Origin of the sequence: Halobacillus litoralis (assembly GCF_009856445.1) — a bacterium.
GTDB classification, from domain to species: domain Bacteria; phylum Bacillota; class Bacilli; order Bacillales; family Halobacillaceae; genus Halobacillus; species Halobacillus litoralis.
Map to the genome: position 1 here is coordinate 210,146 of NZ_WMFA01000003.1, position 17,500 is coordinate 227,645.

General features: G+C 43.3%; 16 protein-coding genes, 1 riboswitch and 1 other annotated feature (1 of these 18 only partly in view). Of the genes, 8 read left to right on the forward strand and 8 right to left on the reverse strand.

What is annotated here, in order from left to right:
* Positions 1-13 precede the first annotated feature (13 nt).
* From GLW00_RS11450 to GLW00_RS11460, 3 genes are all read right to left on the reverse strand, one after another.
* Positions 14-1,300 carry a GntP family permease gene (locus tag GLW00_RS11450; RefSeq protein ID WP_202412468.1) on the reverse strand — a complete coding sequence of 429 codons (1,287 nt, stop codon included), beginning with the start codon at positions 1,298-1,300 and terminating at the stop codon, positions 14-16.
* Between the two features lie 187 nt (positions 1,301-1,487).
* The gene (gene ppc / locus GLW00_RS11455; RefSeq protein ID WP_160914174.1) at positions 1,488-4,244 is read right to left on the reverse strand and encodes a phosphoenolpyruvate carboxylase; all 2,757 of its coding nucleotides are present in this window, start codon (positions 4,242-4,244) and stop codon (positions 1,488-1,490) included.
* A gap of 405 nt (positions 4,245-4,649) precedes the next feature.
* Positions 4,650-5,147 carry a GNAT family N-acetyltransferase gene (locus tag GLW00_RS11460; RefSeq protein ID WP_160914175.1) on the reverse strand — a complete coding sequence of 166 codons (498 nt, stop codon included), beginning with the start codon at positions 5,145-5,147 and terminating at the stop codon, positions 4,650-4,652.
* Positions 5,148-5,283: 136 nt separating this feature from the next.
* Between GLW00_RS11460 and GLW00_RS11465 the strand changes: the two genes are divergently transcribed.
* Entirely contained in the window at positions 5,284-6,768 is a 1,485-nt protein-coding gene (locus GLW00_RS11465; RefSeq protein WP_160914176.1) for a Na+/H+ antiporter NhaC family protein, read from the forward strand.
* Between the two features lie 46 nt (positions 6,769-6,814).
* Here GLW00_RS11465 and GLW00_RS11470 read toward each other — a convergent pair whose 3' ends face one another.
* Positions 6,815-7,303: a DinB family protein gene (locus GLW00_RS11470; protein WP_160914177.1), complete on the reverse strand. Its 489-nt coding sequence runs from the start codon at positions 7,301-7,303 to the stop codon at positions 6,815-6,817.
* Between the two features lie 184 nt (positions 7,304-7,487).
* Between GLW00_RS11470 and GLW00_RS11475 the strand changes: the two genes are divergently transcribed.
* From GLW00_RS11475 to msrA, 4 genes are all read left to right on the forward strand, one after another.
* The gene (locus tag GLW00_RS11475) at positions 7,488-8,363 is read left to right on the forward strand and encodes an alpha/beta hydrolase family protein (RefSeq protein ID WP_160914178.1); all 876 of its coding nucleotides are present in this window, start codon (positions 7,488-7,490) and stop codon (positions 8,361-8,363) included.
* Positions 8,364-8,365: 2 nt separating this feature from the next.
* Positions 8,366-8,911 (forward strand): DJ-1/PfpI family protein, encoded by a 546-nt coding sequence (locus tag GLW00_RS11480; protein ID WP_160914179.1) that lies wholly within the window; start codon positions 8,366-8,368, stop codon positions 8,909-8,911.
* Positions 8,912-8,944: 33 nt separating this feature from the next.
* Positions 8,945-9,637 (forward strand): AIM24 family protein, encoded by a 693-nt coding sequence (locus tag GLW00_RS11485; RefSeq protein WP_115824281.1) that lies wholly within the window; start codon positions 8,945-8,947, stop codon positions 9,635-9,637.
* Between the two features lie 166 nt (positions 9,638-9,803).
* Positions 9,804-9,925: riboswitch (SAM riboswitch) on the forward strand.
* A gap of 121 nt (positions 9,926-10,046) precedes the next feature.
* A complete protein-coding gene (gene msrA / locus GLW00_RS11490) occupies positions 10,047-10,520 on the forward strand; it encodes a peptide-methionine (S)-S-oxide reductase MsrA (RefSeq protein WP_160914180.1) in 474 nt (157 codons plus the stop codon).
* A gap of 35 nt (positions 10,521-10,555) precedes the next feature.
* Here the strand turns inward: msrA and GLW00_RS11495 are convergent, their stop codons facing one another.
* Positions 10,556-10,963: an ion channel gene (locus GLW00_RS11495; protein ID WP_160914181.1), complete on the reverse strand. Its 408-nt coding sequence runs from the start codon at positions 10,961-10,963 to the stop codon at positions 10,556-10,558.
* A 157-nt stretch (positions 10,964-11,120) separates the two neighbouring features.
* Here GLW00_RS11495 and eutH point away from each other — a divergent pair, with 157 nt between their 5' ends.
* Both eutH and GLW00_RS11505 read left to right on the forward strand, forming a co-directional pair.
* Positions 11,121-12,233: an ethanolamine utilization protein EutH gene (gene eutH, locus GLW00_RS11500; protein ID WP_335808471.1), complete on the forward strand. Its 1,113-nt coding sequence runs from the start codon at positions 11,121-11,123 to the stop codon at positions 12,231-12,233.
* Positions 12,234-12,257: 24 nt separating this feature from the next.
* Positions 12,258-12,911 carry a peroxiredoxin-like family protein gene (locus GLW00_RS11505; protein ID WP_160914182.1) on the forward strand — a complete coding sequence of 218 codons (654 nt, stop codon included), beginning with the start codon at positions 12,258-12,260 and terminating at the stop codon, positions 12,909-12,911.
* A 318-nt stretch (positions 12,912-13,229) separates the two neighbouring features.
* On the opposite strand, the gene GLW00_RS11510 is transcribed toward GLW00_RS11505, so the two are convergent.
* On the reverse strand, positions 13,230-13,712 hold the full coding sequence (locus GLW00_RS11510) for a ribonuclease H-like YkuK family protein (protein ID WP_160914327.1): 483 nt from the start codon (positions 13,710-13,712) through the stop codon (positions 13,230-13,232).
* A 1,025-nt stretch (positions 13,713-14,737) separates the two neighbouring features.
* Between GLW00_RS11510 and GLW00_RS11515 the strand changes: the two genes are divergently transcribed.
* On the forward strand, positions 14,738-15,259 hold the full coding sequence (locus tag GLW00_RS11515) for an AAA family ATPase (RefSeq protein WP_160914183.1): 522 nt from the start codon (positions 14,738-14,740) through the stop codon (positions 15,257-15,259).
* A 42-nt stretch (positions 15,260-15,301) separates the two neighbouring features.
* Here GLW00_RS11515 and GLW00_RS11520 read toward each other — a convergent pair whose 3' ends face one another.
* On the reverse strand, positions 15,302-15,532 hold the full coding sequence (locus GLW00_RS11520) for a hypothetical protein (protein WP_160914184.1): 231 nt from the start codon (positions 15,530-15,532) through the stop codon (positions 15,302-15,304).
* 72 nt (positions 15,533-15,604) lie between these two features.
* The gene (gene argS, locus GLW00_RS11525; protein ID WP_160914185.1) at positions 15,605-17,287 is read right to left on the reverse strand and encodes an arginine--tRNA ligase; all 1,683 of its coding nucleotides are present in this window, start codon (positions 17,285-17,287) and stop codon (positions 15,605-15,607) included.
* 39 nt (positions 17,288-17,326) lie between these two features.
* Positions 17,327-17,500, reverse strand: a binding site (T-box leader) (it continues 40 nt past the right edge of the window).

The window sequence follows — 17,500 nt, forward strand, 5'->3', positions numbered from 1 at the left end:
AAGCTTTTGTTAGTTAGTTGATTCCCATCATGGCAAGGAAAATAATCGCGATGGTGGCAATCATCGGAATGAGAAGACCGACAACGAAAACATCCTTGTAAGAATCTTTGTGAGTCAGCCCTGTAACCGTAAATAACGTCAATAATGCCCCGTTATGAGGAAGTATGGAAGCTCCGGATGCTACTGATGTTATACGGTGAAAAGCTTCAAGACTCAACCCTTGATTGACAGCAATATTGTAATATTCCTGTCCGAGTGCTTCGAGGGCAATCCCCATACCACCGGATGCGGATCCTGTGATCATAGCAAGGAGACTGACGGCAAAGGCTTCTGAGAAAAACGGACTCAAAGGGATACTGAAAATCAAATCCTTTACCGAGTCAAAACCAGGTGAAGCGGTAACTACAGTACCAAACCCGACAGCCGCACTCGTGTTAATGGTAGCCATAACCGAACCGGAAGCCCCTCCATTGATTGCTTTAATGAAATCTTTATAATCTTTCCAGTTAAAGATCATGATTAAAATGATCCCGATGAGCAAGGCGGCTAGAATACTGATGTCAAATGCGTTCAGTGTCAATACAACAGCAATCAGCGGAATGGTGGAAAGAATCCAGTTTGGGAGTTCCTCTTCGTTTACACTTTTTACTTGGTTATCGCCTTCAGGCTCCGTGAATTTTTCATCTTTCTTAATCAGTTGTTTTTCACGGAATTTCAAATAAAAATATCCACCGACAGCCATGATCAATGCAGCAACAATACCTAGTATGGGTGCAGCCATCGTGTCTGTCTTAAAGGTGTTGATCGGAATGATGTTCTGAATTTGAGGTGTACCAGGAAGTGCTGTCATTGTAAAAGTAAAAGCACCAAGTACGAACGTTGATGGAATCAACTTTCTTGAAACATTCGCCTCGCGAAACATCGCTACAGCCAATGGATACACAGCAAAGACCACAACAAACAAACTAACTCCGCCATACGTAAGAATTGCAGCCGATAAAAGCATTCCAAGAATGGCGCGTTTTTTACCAATGATGCTCGAAATCTTATGGGCAACCGACTGTGCAGCTCCTGTATCTTCCATCAATTTACCAAAGATCGCACCGAAAAGGAAAATCGGAAAATAGTCTTTGGCAAAGTCTACAAATCCCTGCATGTAGGTATCTGTATAAGCGGGTAGGATATCCATACCACTTAAAATCGCGACAATGCCTGATACAAGTGGCGCAATCCAGATGATGGACCATCCGAGATAAGCCAACAGCATAAGTAATACGAGTCCAATTAGGATACTGATCATGATGAATCCCTCACTTTGTTTAATATCAGTTTTACTTTGTCCAAAACTGAAAAATAAATGAGGGATTGTATATGAATTCAAATGATTAAAAGGAATTTAGCGTTCGTGAATCTTCAATAACTCTCCCATTTTGTTGAATGAAAAAAGGAGTATAACCCCTCGGGGGGGTTATACTCCTTTTTGGTAATCAGCCTGTGTTACGAAGACCGGCTGCAATTCCACTGATGGTGAGAAGAACTTCAGTCAAGATATCTTCATGATCGTCGACTTGACGTAATTCTTTAATAAGCTCCACTTGAAGGAAGTTCAATGGATCCACATAAGGGTTACGAAGTCGTACAGATTCTTTGATTGTCGGTTGATGATCAAGAAGTTCGGCATCTCCTGTGATTTGAAGCAAGATGTCTTTGGTACGGTCATATTCTTCCACAATGTTTTGGAAGATCCGTTCCCCGAGTTCTTGATCATTGACCAACGCTTTATATTCTTTAGCTGTTTGAATATCCGCTTTAGTCAGAGCCATCTGTAAATTGTTGATGGTAGAGCGGAAGAACGGCCAGTTCTCATACATTTGCTTAAGAACAGCAAGGTTATCTTCACTATTTTCAACATAACTCGCAAGTCCTGTACCTGCAGCGTACCATGCAGGGATAAGCTGACGGTTTTGCGTCCAGGCGAAAACCCAAGGGATGGCTCTTAAGTTTTCAAATTTGGAACTGTCTTTACGCTTCATTGGACGTGAGCCGATGTTCAGTTCACTGATCTCTTGTAACGGGGTTGCTTCGTTGAAATAAGTCAAGAAATCGGAATCACCGAATACAAGTGATTGATATTTTTTCAAAGATACTTCAGAAATATCCTCAAGGGCTTGCTCCCATAGCTCTTCACGATGGTGACCTTGTTCGGACTCTTTCGATATATTCATTGCGCCCTCCAGAAGGGTAGAAGCGCCTTGCTCAAGGCTTCGGTAAGCGATGTCTCTCAGCAGGTAACGGGAAGAGAGGACTTCTCCTTGTTCGGTGATTTTTACACCTTCGCCAAGAGTTTCCACTGGTTGAGAAAGCAAACTCCGGTTCAACGGTCCGCCACCACGGCCAAGGGAACCTCCACGACCATGGAAGAACTTCAATCCAACATTGTATTCGTGAGCCATATCGTGAATCTCCTGCTGGGCTTTGTAAAGTCTCCAGTTGGCTGTGAGTGTTCCGCCATCTTTACTTCCATCAGAATAGCCAAGCATAATTTCCTGATGATTTCCATGCTTGTCCAAGTGTTTGCTGTAGACATCCATTTCAAATAGAGTTTTCAAAATGTCAGGGCCTGCTACAAGGTCGTCGACGGTTTCAAGAAGTGGTGCGACGTTCAAGTTGCTTTCCACTGTGCCATCCGCATGCAGACGGTAAATGCCGGCTTCTTTCGCTAATACTAAGACTTCTAAAAGGTCACTTGCAGATTCCGTCATACTAATCAAGTAAACTTCAATCGAACGCTCACCGAATTCTTTGTGAGCTTTACGGATCATTTGGAAAACATTCAGCATTTTTTGTGTCTCTTCAGAATAGTCTTCGTTCAGTAATGAAATCGGACGTGGATCTTTTAAGACGTCTTGCAGGATATCAAGCTTCTCTTTCTCCTTCATGGAAGCGTAGTCCTCGACAATTCCTACTTTTTGTAGAAGTTCGGAGACTGCTGATTCATGTTCGCCACTATGGTTACGAATATCGAGTGTTGCGAGGTGGAAACCGAATAGTTCCACTTGGCGAATCAATTTGCGTAATTTTTTCAGCTCACGTTTATTCGGCTGGTGCGTTTGGGCACTGTCACGAATTTGACGCAGGTCTTCGATAAGCTCGTCTGCATAGCCGTAACCGATATCAGACTTACCTACTTGACGCAGGCGCTCTAGGATAATGGCGAATTTGCGGCGGTAAATTTCGCGGTCCACACGCCATTTCTTACCTTTTGGAAGCATAGGTTCTTCTTTTTCAATCGCATTTTTCAACTCATCGGTGACGGTCACTTGAGTAGAAGAGTGACTGAATCTTTTCATCAACTCTACAAGAACGGCGTCATATTTCTTCAAAACAAGTTTTCGTTGTTTCTGAAGGGTCTGCCATGTGATGTCAGGGGTTACGTTTGGGTTACCGTCGCGGTCACCGCCGATCCAAGAACCAAAACGAAGGAAGTTCGGAACGTTCCAATCTTCACCTGGATAGTGATCTTCCAACCGAGCTTCGAGCTCCTGGTGGATATCCGGCAGTACATCAAACAAAGTCTCGTCAAAATAATAAAGGCCGTTGCGCACTTCATCCATAACCGTTGGCTTCCGTTCGCGCAATTCATCGGTCTGCCAAAGTACGGTCACTTCATTCTGCAGGCTGTCCTGAATGCTTTCACGTTCGCTCTTCGTCAATTGTGGATGGTCCAGCTTTTTAAGGAGTGTTGCAATACGTTTCTGAATTTCAAGTACAGTCCGCTTCGTAGCTTCAGTAGGGTGGGCCGTAATGATTAATTCCAAAGAGAGCTTATCCAGGACCTCTTGAATTGCACCCTTGGAAAAGTCATTTTTTTTCAAGTTCTGAACAGCGCTTTCGAGCGAGAATGGTTGTGCACCATGATCTTCGCGCAGTTGGTATTCGCGGCGACGGCGAATACGATGGTTTTGTTCAGCGATATTTACGAGGTGGAAATAAATTGAGAATGCGCGGATGACTTGGGAGCGCATCGGTGGTTCGAGGTTTTGAATCTCATTTTTCAGTTGGTTGTATGTTGAGGTATCTGGGTTCTTCCTCAAGTCTTTCGTTAATTGTCGGATCGTTTCTACTTTATTTAGTAGTTCCTCCCCGCCGTGGTGGACGAGAATATCACCTAGCATATTTCCTAATGCATGGATGTCCCGGCGTAAGGGAGTTGTATGATCGTTAGTATTTTTTACAGTAGTCATACTTTCACCTTCCTGTCAGATCAATTTAAGTAAGATAAAATTGCCTATGTGTTTCATAATGTTATCAGAATAATTTGCATAGTCAAACACTTTGAACCGTGGTATCATCAATGGTTACCCGAAAACAGTCAACAGAAAAAAATGGTAAACATAAGAATGACAATGAATGTAAGCGTTAACTTATAATCATGCATAAACATACTTCTCTTATTTTAAATTCTTTCCCCATAAAACACAAAATGAAAAACCTAGATGCGCTTTTTGGGAAAATATGTATGACCTGGTCACCCAATCATTTACAGAAAAAAAGGTCTGTAGGAGCTTACGTGTGGGTGGGGGTGTATAGGAATGAGGGCAGTATGAAAAAGTAAGAGGAGAGAACGCGTGATGTTCTCCTCTTATGGTTTATGTATATTTATGGAGACTCATTTCATAAAGACTCCAATACTCGTCTTCGAAAGGGCGATGGTTTTTGAGGTAGCGGTCTTTGGTGAAACCAGCATTCTCGTAACACCGGATGGCACTTTTATTGAAATCAAAAACACCTAAGGTCACTTTCTCTAGTTCGAGGTGCTGAAAGGCATACGTGGATATCAGCTGGATCATCTGTTTTCCATATCCTTTCCCTCTGTGTACGGGAGAAACGAGTACCTTTCCAATACGTGCTTGTTTTTTATCTTCATCTATACGTCCTATGGAAATGTGCCCGATTATTTTTTCTACTGATGGATCATAGACTTGGAAGGTTCGTCGGTCTTGTGTATTTTTGTAATCCATCAGCTGCTGGTGGGTTAATGGAAAACTAAACATCGGACCTCCCCATTGCATCAGAAATCTGGGGGATTCGACCCACCCTAATATGGTTGGAAAGTCTTTTTCTTCAAAAGGGATCAATTGCAGCATGGTCTTTCTCCTAACTTTGCTTTTTTTCCGATGATACACTACTTTTGAAAAATTATGAAAAAATTCGTGACATTACATCTATACACATGGGATGATAAACTATTGTACAGTTAACGTTGGTAGAGGAGGGAAACTAGTGGCAGATAAAAAAAAAGATCAAGTCATTGATGAAGCGGTAGGAGAAAAAGAAGTACGGAAGCTAGAGTTTCGCGGCGGCGTTTTTGCTGCTACCATTCCCTTGGTGTTTTTCATCATATGGGCAGTTGTATTAAGTGTCACAGGTCTTGTGACAGAACAAGCGTTAGTATTAGGAATGGTTATTGGAATTGCCATCGGACTATTCTTGTGTAAGTCTGAATGGTCAGATTATGCACAGAGCTTGATTTCAGGAATGGCCCAGCCAGTAGGGGTCGTTGCGATCATTGCCTGGTTTTGGGCAGGGATGTTTGCAAACATGTTATCCGCAGGTGGATTAGTAGACGGCCTGATTTGGTTCGGGTTTCAATCCGGGCTTGAAGGGGGAGCCTTTGTTGGCATCACTTTCCTTCTGGCAGGATTGTTTTCAACAGCTGTCGGTACCGGCTATGGTACAGTAGCGACTTTTGGTGTTCTAATGTATCCGGCAGGGGTCATCCTGGGAGCGGATCCTGTTATTCTCCTCGCTGCGATTTTAAGTGGAGCTGTTTTTGGAGATAATCTGGCACCTGTATCAGACACGACGATTGTATCTGCAACAACTCAGGATGCTGACGTACCAGGAGTTGTGCGTTCCCGCTTTAAATATTCCATCACAGCAGCCATTCCAGCTCTTATTTTATTTGTAATTTTCGGCGGTGGTGGAGAGATGGGAAGTCAGCAAGTGGTCAGTGAGCTTCAAAATGAAGTTTCACCTGAAGGCCTGCTCATGTTAGCTCCATTTGCATTAGTTTTATATTTAGCCCTAAGTGGTCATCACCTTTTGACTTCATTGTCTTACGGAATTCTGGCAGCAGGCGTGTTCATCTTCTTTACTGGTCATTCTTTGAAAGAAGTCCTGTATATCCATAAGAACGATGCCGGGGAAGCCGTAATTGAAGGGGCATTGATTGATGGAATAAGTGGCTACTTCAATATGGCGATTTTGATTTTATTCATTTTAGCAGCCGCCTATCTGTTGGAAGTTGCGGGTACCATGGATGTTATTAAAAACTTCTTTTTGAAGTTAATTAATAATGTCGTGCGCCGAGCTGAACTTTCTATTTTCGGAATTGTCGCTTTTTTAAATGTATTTATTACGATTAATACAGCTGCTGAGATAGCTGCAGCACCGTTTGTCCGGAAATTAGGGACAGAAATGAACATCCATCCGTATCGTAGAGCGAACTTCCTGGATACCGTCACCTCTTCACTTGGCTACATTTTCCCTTGGAGTGGCGGGGTTTTGCTCGCATGGGCTACCGTCCAGGGAGCTGCTGATCAATACGACTTCTTACCTGTTGTCGGACCGGGAGAAGTTTTTCCGTTCGTCTTTCAGGGCTGGTTGCTATTGATTGTTATGTTTGTTGCGGCATGGACAGGCTGGGGACTTCGTTACACTGGTAAAGATGGTGAGGAAGTTAAACCACAGGATTATAAAAAATAAGTCGTATGCCAAACCCCCTGAGTAATAAACTCAGGGGGTTTTTGTCTTACGTATGAATGTGAGCTTTTACTTCTTTCATTTGATCGAGGTGGCGTAGTTCGTGCCAACCGATAAACTCTACCCACTGTTCCAGATTCATATCTCCGAAAGCGGGATGGGGGAATACACGGTTTTGCAATGTTTCCTGCTCCTTATTGTGAATAAGGAATAAAGTTGCTTCCCGCGTCTTTTTCAAACCCTCTTTTGCTTGATCCAAAGTCGTAAATTCCCCTTTCGGGCGAACGGCCTCCGGCGCTTCGACTTTATAATCACGGTTGGTCGTCTTATGAATCGGTTTTTCGGTTGCCTGCTGAGTGTCTCCCTGCTTAAGGGCCTGGTTAATCTGATAAACGATTAATTGTTCCATTAAGTATAAATGTTCTAAAACTTCAAGGATGGACCAACGATCTTCTTCAGGCTTAACTGATGCTTGTTGCTCTGGCACTTGGTCTACAAAATCGAGCAATTCTTTTCTCTTTTCATCTAAGCCATACATACAAAATCTCCCTTTCAATTGAAGTTACCTAGAGTCTATCACAATTCCTATAGATGTTTCTTTCCCCAGCCCCTCTAAAAATGAAACCTTTCCAAAGCCCTTCCGTATGTAATGATAGTAAATGGGAAATATTTCATGACCAGGTCATACAGATTATTCCAATTGACTATTGAGGAGGGATAAGGTGAAGAAGCTGCTGGGAGCTTTTTTGGTTTTCCTTAGTTTTATGGGAGCCGTTGTGTTCTTTGTTGGGGACAGCGAAGATCCTGTCCTGCAGAGTAAGAAAGAGGTAGAAATTGGTGTACCAGGTGTTACAGGATATTCCATTACATATGAAAGCGGGGGTACCAATATTCCGGGTCTTTGGATTGAGCCGGAGAATATTGAGGAGAGCCTGCCTTTACTTATTCATAACCGAGGAGGGGTGGGAGAAAGTTCGCTGACAGATGCGCAAGAACTTAAAAATCTATCCTACTGGGCAGAGCAGGGATATGTTGTTTTAGCGACACACTACAGGGAGAATGCAGAGGAGAACGTTAAGGTAAACAAAAAAGAAGACTTTGTCCAAGATGTGCTGGATTTAAAGAAGGTTGGGGCAGAGTTGGACCATGTGGATGAAGATCGTACCGTGATGCTCGGATATTCCCGTGGAGGGTGGATGAGTCTGCTCGCGGTTCAACAGGAAATGGATGTCGATGCTGTCGCTGTCATTGGTGCCATTACTGACTTGGAGCATCTTTACACCAGCCAACCTGCATCTGTTCAAAAACAAATCGAACAATTAATGGGGCCACCTGGAGGAGAACATAGTTGGTATCGTGAGCTTTCTCCCATTCAATGGGTGGAGGAAGTGGGAATCCCTACATTAATGCTTCACGGAGGAAGAGATCGGACCGTACCTGTGGAAAAGGCAAGATACTTTGCAAGCTTGATGGAACGTGAGCATAACCTCCATCGATATATTGAATATGAGAATGGGGATCACGGTTTGAGATTGCATTTTAAAGCGTATGCACCTGAGGTGTTGGAATGGTTTGAAAAGCATCTGGAGGGAGGATAATCATGCCCATCGGCGTAGTGCTATACCCTGGATTTAGTGAATATGAAATCACTGTAGCTCTTTCAGTCTTTAAACAGGCAGAGCAAAAGGTTACCTATATAGGTTTGGATGAGGAAAGAGTCACTGGTGAATCAGGACTTGAATGTGTAGTAAATGAAACAGTGGAAAAGGTCAGCCCTGGCGGTTATGATTGCATACTTCTGCCCGGGGTCGATGATTTCAAACATCTTGTTGATCATGTAACGCTCATTAATTTCATACAAAAAACCAGTGAAGAAGATGTTCTCATCGGTGCTATATCAAGTGCCCCATATTTCCTTGCCATGTCAGGAGTCCTTAATCATCAATCCTATACAACAGGCCTTACAAAAGAGCAGAGAGTCTTCTTAAATGTGTTCAATGAGAATACGTATATGGATGAAACGGTGGTTGTTTCAAAAAGCCTGATCACTGCCAAGGGATCCGCTTTTGTAGAGTTTGGCTTGAGGCTTGGGAGAACTTTAGGACTCGATTTTGATCCATCGTGGTATAGTCAATTAGAAGCATAGATACTCTTAGAATACGATAAGGAGGAACAGATAATGAGCGACTACTCTATTGATGAATTTATTAGAAAGACAAAGCAGGATGAATCAGAAAACGACTACTTTGAATTGGAGACTCCGCGGATTCTCGAAGTGAATCTTCTCGATCAAGTGTGGGCCAAGGCGGGAGCGATGATTTCCTATAATGGAAACATTAAATTTGAAAGAGAGGGCATTCTCGAGCATGGTGTCGGTCGTTTATTTAAAAAAGCGATGACCGGAGAAGGAAGTTCTCTAATGAAAGCCACTGGTCGAGGTCGCCTTTACCTTGCCGATCAGGGCAAGAAGATTACTATTTTCGACCTGGATAATGAGACCATCACGGTTAATGGAAATGATCTACTTGCCTTTGAACCGAGCATTGACTGGGATATCAAACTGATGAAGAAAGTAGCGGGGATGGTTTCTGGTGGTTTGTTCAACGTAACCCTTAGTGGAAGTGGGCGTGTGGCGATAACGTCGCACTATGAACCATTGACATTGTTGGTCCGTCCAGGGGAACCTGTGATTACTGACCCGCATGCTACTGTTGCCTGGTCCGGACATTTGGAGCCGAATTTCCGAACAGACATCAGTTTTAAAACATTGATTGGACGGGGAAGCGGAGAATCCATACAAATGGAGTTCGAAGGAGATGGATTCGTTATTGTCCAGCCGTTTGAGGAAGTTTATACAACAGGGCAGAGCTGAGCAGAAGCGGATTTTTTTACAGACAGGCATGAGCATGGTATGCTGTGAATACAATGACAGCAAGAGAAACTTGATGTGCATTTATTGAAAATTTTTAATCTGTTATCCTTTACTTCGTTACAAAAACGTAGTAGGATGGGTACTAACAAAAATAAATAACGGAAACTTCTTATCCAGAGAGGCGGAGGGACTGGCCCTTTGATGCCCGGCAACCATCGAATCAATCTACGGATTGACGAGAACGGTGCCAATTCCTGTAGAATGTATGAACATTCTAAGAGATGAGAGGATCGTGCGGATATTAGCGACCCCTTTTCTTACTGGATAAGAAAAGGGGTCTTTTCGTGTAAGCACCATAACCGTCAAGGCTCTCGATAGAAGTTGCGTTAAGGGAAAGGAAAGATGTTAAATGGCAACCGCTATTTTCGGTGCAGGATGTTTTTGGGGAGTAGAAGCATTTTTTGAAAAATTCGAAGGGGTGACAGAAACGAAGGTCGGTTATATTGGCGGCCATCTGGAGAACCCGACATATGAACAGGTCAAAGCAGGAAAGAGTGGACACGCGGAATCTGTTAAAGTGAACTACGATCCAACGGTCATCACTTATGCAGAACTAGTGAATATCTTTTTTGAAGCTCACGATCCGACATCCCGCAATAAGCAGGGAATCGACGTTGGTCATCAATACCGTTCTGTTATTTTCCATTCGGATGCAAGTCAGAAATATATTGCTGAAGAGAAAATTAAAGAATGGGAAGGTAAAGGGGTCTTCAAACGCCCGATTGTTACAGAAGTTGAAGAGGCAACAACTTTTTATGAAGCGGAAGAACATCACCAGAAATATTTACAAAAGCATGGCTCTGCTGCATGCTCCATTGGATAATAGAAAGGACCCTTTCACAAGGGTCCTTTTTATATTTATGAATCTTCTTTTTGCCTGGATGCATCCATAGCTTTTAAGAAATAAGCTGTAGGGAGAAGGATGCCGATTCCTGATTCAAGTAAGGCAAAGAAACGGGCTGCCCCGACAGGCAGCATGTCACCATAACCCACGCTCAACAACGTTTCCCCACTAAAATAAAGCAAGTCCAAAAAGTTTGGGTCGACAGGGTCCCTTGATGATAAACTAGTAACAAGAATGACTCCGTTTAAAGATAGCAAAGAGTAGAGGAACGTAAATCCAATAAGCACACCTGTGAGTACAAAAAATAATTGAAAGAAAAGGGCCGTGCTGAAGTAGCTTTTTCTGTAGGATTTATTCGTGAAAAAATACACGAGGTTCGCTGCAATGAAAATAACCACAACGATGAATAGAGCTTGTACCATTTTTTCTTCTCCTTTTTTAAAAAAATATGGAAAGGCTAAGTCAGCGTCCATCGTGTAAAGATGAGCAAGCCATTATAGAAAATCTCCTACCCTGAGTAGTAGTTCCTATAAACATGAATGAAGAGAGAAATATGAGGAAGGGGCTGGGCTTTTGTGGGTGAATGACGCCATTTTAATTGTTATGTGTATCTTCATGGTATTGGGAGCACTGGATTATTATGTGCTTAATCACCGCCTATCTCTGGGATGGCGGTTTTACGAAGCGTTTATGATGATGGGTCCGCTTGCTCTTTCGATGGTAGGGATCATTTCTCTTGCCCCCGTACTCTCCCAGTGGCTTGCGCCTGTCATCACTCCATTGTTTTTATGGTTCGGAGCGGACCCATCGATGTTTGCATCAATGATGCTTGCTATTGATATGGGAGCCTATCCTTTGGCGGAATCCTTAGCCCTTGAGGAAGAAGCGGCCACCTTTTCCTGGGCACTTCTTGGTACGATGATGGGGCCAACGCTTGTTTTTACTATTCCTGTTGCGCTAACAATTGTAAAAAAAGAAGATCGTCCTTACTTTTCAAAAGGCATTTTAGCTGGTTTAGTTACGGTTCCGATCGGATGTTTTGTCGGTGGTGCTCTAGCAGGGTATGAAGCTGTGTGGATGTTGCGTAATTTAACACCGGCTATTTTGCTTTCTGCCTGTATCGGAGTAGGTTTATGGCTGTTTACGAACGCCACCATCCGGTTATTTTCTTATTTCGGAAAAACCATTGAAATCGTGATTATCACGGGCCTCACTCTCATTATTATTGAAACTTTGACCGGCTTCATTGTTCTTCCTGGAATGGCTCCCTTATCCGAAGGTGTGGTCATTGTTGGAAGGATCACCGTTACATTAGCAGGTGCTTATCCTCTTGTAGCTTTTATCAATCAGCGGGGAGAGCAATGGATTGGACAACTGAGTGAAAAGCTAGGTATGAAACCGACCTCTCTAACAGGACTGATTGCTTCTACAGCGCATCATTTACCTATGTTAGCGACAATGAAAGATATGGATGAACGAGGGAAAACGGTCAATGCTGCGTTTGCTGTGAGTGGAGCGTTCGTCATAGGCAGCCACTTTGCGTTTGTAGCTAGTGTAGACAAGGATATGATTTTTCCTGTACTCATTGGTAAGTTAACAGCTGGAGGGTTAGCCGTGGGCCTTGCCTTATGGATGACGAGGGAAAGCAAATCAGTTTCTTCTCGTGTTTCCCCCCTATATAATGAAAAGTGAATCCACGGAAAAGGAGTTTTTTTCATGAAGACAGAAATGAGAAAGCATTATCATGAGTATATTGAAAAATTCAAGAAAGCAACTCCTGATGAAGTACAAGAAAAAATGAAGAATGCGATTGATGAACTGGAAGCTTCGAATGAAGGTGAAGGTTTGTCTGCAGGAGAGAAAGCGCCAAACTTTAACTTACCTGACGCGAAGGGAGAAACGGTCGAGCTCTATGAACAATTGAAAAACGGGCCGGTCGTCCTTACTTTTTATCGCGGAGGCTGGTGCCCTTACTGCAACATGGAGCTGAGAGCCTATCAGCAGATCCTTGAGGAAATCCATGGAGAGGGAGCAGAGTTAATGGCCATCAGTCCACAAACCCCTGATCAGTCACTGACGACGCAGGAGAAGAACGAACTGAACTATCACGTACTGAGCGATGTTGGGAATGAAGTAGCCAATCAATACAATTTGGTGTATCAATTACCAGATTATCTTGTAGAAGTGTACAAAGACAAAGGGCTCCACGTGGATAAACATAATGGTGATGAGACGTGGACCCTCCCTGTTTCCGCAACATATATTATTGATACAGATGGCACGATTGTGTATGACTATACGAAAGCGGACTACAAAGATCGAGCTGAGCCATCTGACGTATTAGAAGAATTAAAGAAAATACATGCGTAATACAACAAGCGTCCTCTTTAGTTAAGAGAGGACGCTTGTTTATTTTACATAAAAAGATTTAGGTTCATGAAAAAGAAATAGGCAGCAAGAATGAATATAAGAATGCAGAACTGTAAACAAAGTCCAACAACGCTACATATCTTCCCTCCTAAAGCGAAACGGTATCCTGGTGCATCTGTGGTGAGTTCAACGAGAGCTTTATTGGCAAAAAGGAGCCCGATCCATCCAAAGAGGATGCCGATAAAAGGAAGAAAGATGGACATCATTCCTAACACACAAGATGTAACGGCCTTTTGATACATCAATAAACACCGCCCACTACTTTGTATATCGATTGGCATAGCTGCTTGCGACAATAGAATCGGGTTTAATCTTTGCTTCCATTCCAAGCGATTCGATTCTTGCCATCATTTCATTGACATAAACTCTTGTCCTGTTTCGATCTCCACTCCCGATATCAATATGTCCTTCGATTGTAAACGTTGCACCTTTGTAGATATAGGGAAGGACGACTTCGATGAGGGCATTTTTCTTTTCCTCCGTAAATAAGGAAGCTACTTGTTCCGTTAACGATGTTTCGTAGGAAATACGTTCATGGAGAGTAGTCATTTGTCTGTGTACCATCTCTTTTCGGAAACAGGCCCATGCACCTTTTCCAACACGTTGGATGACAATGCCTGTAATGAACAGGGTATGCGAGGGGTGAACTTGGGAGTCGGTTCCCATCATGAGCTTGTAATCTCCGATGGGTTCACTCTTCATAAAGGTCAAAATATGAGAAAACACTTCTTCGAACGGCATTTTTTTATGGGTGAGATTTTGAAACACATGGGATTGGTTCACATTAGCCAACTCCTTAAATTTTTCAAAAGAAAGGGATTGTACGTCAATGAGCTAGTGACCATTCTGTTATTAAGATATTCATAGACCTACTCGAAAGATAACATGAATTTATCGAGAGTATGTGTCAGTGTTGAAAAAATTATGTGCGTTTTCATTAAAAAATCCCTTATGATCCCATGTGACAGAGGAATCAACAACACAAATCCAGAAGGAGTAGGACACAAAACCTTCAAAATAAGTGTTCAATAAATGCTCCCTTTAGTTGAAGACTCAGTTTCGAGACTTTTGTTGAGTGGATGGGGGCTGCGGGGAATGACTCGCTTTCCGCGGGAGCGCGGTGAGCCTCCTCGGACTGCGTCCTGTGGGGTCTCACCAAGCACTTTTTTCCTCCTAGATATCCGGTTCCGGCGCCTAGCGGCTAGTGAGACTTCCCTCGCTTCTGTACGATAAGTCAACATCGAATCACTTCGTTCTTCGTGTTTCCTTTACCTCCGCCAGCTCAGTCCAGTCCATACGCCGCTGATCAAGGCGCCTCCACACTTAAGATAGGAGTCTCGCCATTCCCCTCCGCCCCTTGCTATATAACTATCTCGAAACCACTTTCCAACCTTCAGCTTTTCAGTTTAATGGGAGGATAAGGATGAAACTCCCATGCTGAGGGGATTAAACCCTGAAAGCTTGATACAGAGCATTTCCTAAAACAATCGGGATAGAGGAAGACCTTCCAACTTGGCAAAGGGGTTCGTTATCCTCCTTATCGAATGGGGTGGTTGGGAAGCTGCGAGACTCCCGTGGGAGAAAGGAGATCGGCGAGATCCCGCAGGGCGTAGCCCGAGGAAGCTCGGCACTCCCCCACAGGAAAGCGAGTAGCTTCCCAGCCACCCCTAACGCTAAGCTAAGCAAACGCCCCCCGAAAAGTCTCGAAACTGAGTCTTCCACAATCCTGCCATATTCTTGAATAGATTAAGCGAAAGGAGGGAGAGATGGTGGTTGAGGAAATTCTTCGAAGACTTCCTTCATTAAATGAAGGAGAAAGATTTATATTAGGAATCGATGGCTTGAGTCGCTCAGGAAAGACGACGCTTACGCAGAAAATTCAAAATAAACTACAGAAAGCCTCTCTTCCAGTTGTGACGTATCATATCGATGATTATGTTGTGGAAAGAGAAAAGAGGTATCACACAGGATATGAGTCATGGTACGAATATTATTTTCTCCAATGGGATGTTCAAGCATTGAAGGGGGGATTATTTAAAGCACTAGAAAAAGAGAGTGGATTAGTTATTTTGGAAGGCGTTTTTCTACAAAGGGAAGAATGGCGGAGATTTTTTGATTTTGTGGTCTATCTCCAGTGTTCAAGAGAATTAAGATTTTCAAGGGAAGGGGAGGGAACGCGTAAGAAGATCACTAAATTTAAAGAACGGTACTGGAAAGCGGAAGGTTATTACATCGCAACGGTGGATCCTGAAAGACAAGCCGATTTGATTGTAAAGTCCCCATCCTGAAATGGAAAAGGAGAAAAGGCGCACCCTTTCTCCTTAAACATGTTAAAAAATAAAAATCCACATAAGAATGGCTGTAATGACAAACGTTATGGCGTATATGGTCGTAAGTAGCGGAATACTCCCCGTGTCACTTCCAGCGTTCTTCAACTGCTTGGCATCATCTTCTGGTGAAGATGTGTTTTCCGGTCTAGTTACTTGCCGGGCTATAATGATCGTGCCAATCAGTGCGGCTAACGAGGCGATGATTGCAAGTCCATAATAAATCGGGTACATAGGATGCGCTCCTCTCCCATTTGTTACTTCTATTATAATAGAAGTAAGGTGGAAGTGCTAAAGTTCACTATGCTACATGTTCTCAGGGGCCTGAATTCCAAGAATGGTTAAACCTTCTTTCAATTGAACGTTCACGGCATAAATCAGGGAGAGGAGTGCTTGTTCTTCCTCACTTCCTAACACTTTTGTATGGGCATAAAATTTATTGAAGTGACTCGCTACATCTAACAGGTGTCTCGCAAGTTTGGATGGATCATATTCTTTATAGGCCTTCTCAATGACTTCAGGGAAAAGGCGGAAAGTTTTAATCAGTGGCCAAGCGGTTTCTGCGTGGACGTCTGTTACAGGATGTTTGGGATTAAAGTTCCCTCTTTCCAGTAAAGAGACGGTACGCGCATACGTATATTGCAGGTAAGGCGCTGTATGACCCTCAAAGGTTAGCATGTTCTCTAAAGAAAATTCTACATCATTGCGTCGGTCGTGTTTAAGATCATGAAAGATGACGGCCCCTACCCCCACTTGTTCCGCGACTTCTTGAGCGTTCACCAAATCAGGGTTCTTTTCTTTTATATTTTTAGCTGCCACTGAAATAGCTTCCTGTAATGCTTGTTTCAGTAAAACAGTCTTCCCCTGACGAGTGGACATCTTTTTGCCATCCTGCAGCATCATTCCGAATGAGATATGTTTTAATTGATCAGCCCAGGAAAACTCGGCTTTCTTCAACACATGTTTAACCTGTTGGAAATGAAGGGTTTGCTCATGCCCAACTACATAGAGGGCTTCATCAAAATCATACGTTTGCTTACGGTCAATCGCAGCTGTTAAATCTCTTGTGGCATAAATGGTCGTGCCATTGCTCTTTCGAATCAGGCACGGTGGTAACTTTTCCTCATCGAGGCGTACGACTTGCGCACCTTCCGATTCTTCCAACAATCCTTTTTCCTGCAACATATCAATGGTGGCACCCATTTTGTCATTGTAATAGGCTTCGCCACGGGTCAAGTCGAAAGTGATTCCTAAAAGTTTATAAATTTCTTCAAACTCTTCAAGTGATACGGATTTGAACCACTTCCAGAGAGTGACGGCCTCTTCATCGTTATTCTCCAATTTTTTGAACCATTCTCTTCCTTCATCAATTAATGCTGGATCTTCTTTCGAAGCATGGTGGAACTTCACATACACGCGGGTCAATTCTTGAATCGGATTCTGCTTGAGACTTTCTTCTTCCCCCCATTTAAGGTAAGCGGCTAATAGTTTTCCGAACTGGGTGCCGTAGTCTCCAATGTAATTAATTTTTACTGTCTTATACCCACATTTTTGTGCAAGGTTTGAGAGAGCATTTCCAATCACTGTTGATCTTAAATGTCCCATAGAAAAAGGTTTGGCAATATTCGGTGCTGACATATCCAGGACGACTGTCTTTCCTTTTCCAAATTCATGTGATCCATAGGCTTCCGGCTCTTGGTAGAATTGCTTCAAGGCGTGGTCAGCGACAAACACCTGATCAAGAAATATATTGATGTAGCCGCCTACTGTTTGTACTTCCTTGAAAATCGGGTGTTTTATTTGGCTGGAAATCTCATCAGCAATCAGTCCCGGGCTCTTTTTCAAAGACTTCGCCAGCGGAAAGCAGGGAAAAGCCAGATCACCGTGGTCCTGCTGTTTGGGAACTTCAATAAGTTGCTGCACCCACTCTCGCGGATATTCTTCCCCAAGGATATGAGCGATCTGCAGGGCAAGTATTTGTTTTTCCATGAACGACACCTCCATAAAAATAAAAAACCCCGTCTCAAATAAAGAGACGAGGTTTGTGCTCGCGGTACCACTCTTATAGCTATCGTATAGCCACTCGATGTTGTTAACGGGGGCATCCCCGGCTTTTCCCTACTCCATGGTTCAGGAAAGCTTCTCAAAAGTCCGTTTCACTACTGAAATCCTGCTCAGGCTTCCACCACCCCTGAGTCGCTG

Coding starts and splice junctions, on each gene's coding strand:
- GLW00_RS11450 (WP_202412468.1), bottom strand. CDS start 1,300: ATGATCAGTATCCTAATTGGACTCGTATTACTTATGCTGTTGGCTTAT.
- ppc (WP_160914174.1), bottom strand. CDS start 4,244: ATGACTACTGTAAAAAATACTAACGATCATACAACTCCCTTACGCCGG.
- GLW00_RS11460 (WP_160914175.1), bottom strand. CDS start 5,147: ATGCTGCAATTGATCCCTTTTGAAGAAAAAGACTTTCCAACCATATTA.
- GLW00_RS11470 (WP_160914177.1), bottom strand. CDS start 7,303: ATGTATGGCTTAGATGAAAAGAGAAAAGAATTGCTCGATTTTGTAGAC.
- GLW00_RS11480 (WP_160914179.1), top strand. CDS start 8,366: ATGCCCATCGGCGTAGTGCTATACCCTGGATTTAGTGAATATGAAATC.
- GLW00_RS11485 (WP_115824281.1), top strand. CDS start 8,945: ATGAGCGACTACTCTATTGATGAATTTATTAGAAAGACAAAGCAGGAT.
- msrA (WP_160914180.1), top strand. CDS start 10,047: ATGGCAACCGCTATTTTCGGTGCAGGATGTTTTTGGGGAGTAGAAGCA.
- GLW00_RS11495 (WP_160914181.1), bottom strand. CDS start 10,963: ATGGTACAAGCTCTATTCATCGTTGTGGTTATTTTCATTGCAGCGAAC.
- GLW00_RS11505 (WP_160914182.1), top strand. CDS start 12,258: ATGAAGACAGAAATGAGAAAGCATTATCATGAGTATATTGAAAAATTC.
- GLW00_RS11510 (WP_160914327.1), bottom strand. CDS start 13,712: ATGCCGTTCGAAGAAGTGTTTTCTCATATTTTGACCTTTATGAAGAGT.
- GLW00_RS11515 (WP_160914183.1), top strand. CDS start 14,738: ATGGTGGTTGAGGAAATTCTTCGAAGACTTCCTTCATTAAATGAAGGA.
- GLW00_RS11520 (WP_160914184.1), bottom strand. CDS start 15,532: ATGTACCCGATTTATTATGGACTTGCAATCATCGCCTCGTTAGCCGCA.
- argS (WP_160914185.1), bottom strand. CDS start 17,287: ATGGAAAAACAAATACTTGCCCTGCAGATCGCTCATATCCTTGGGGAA.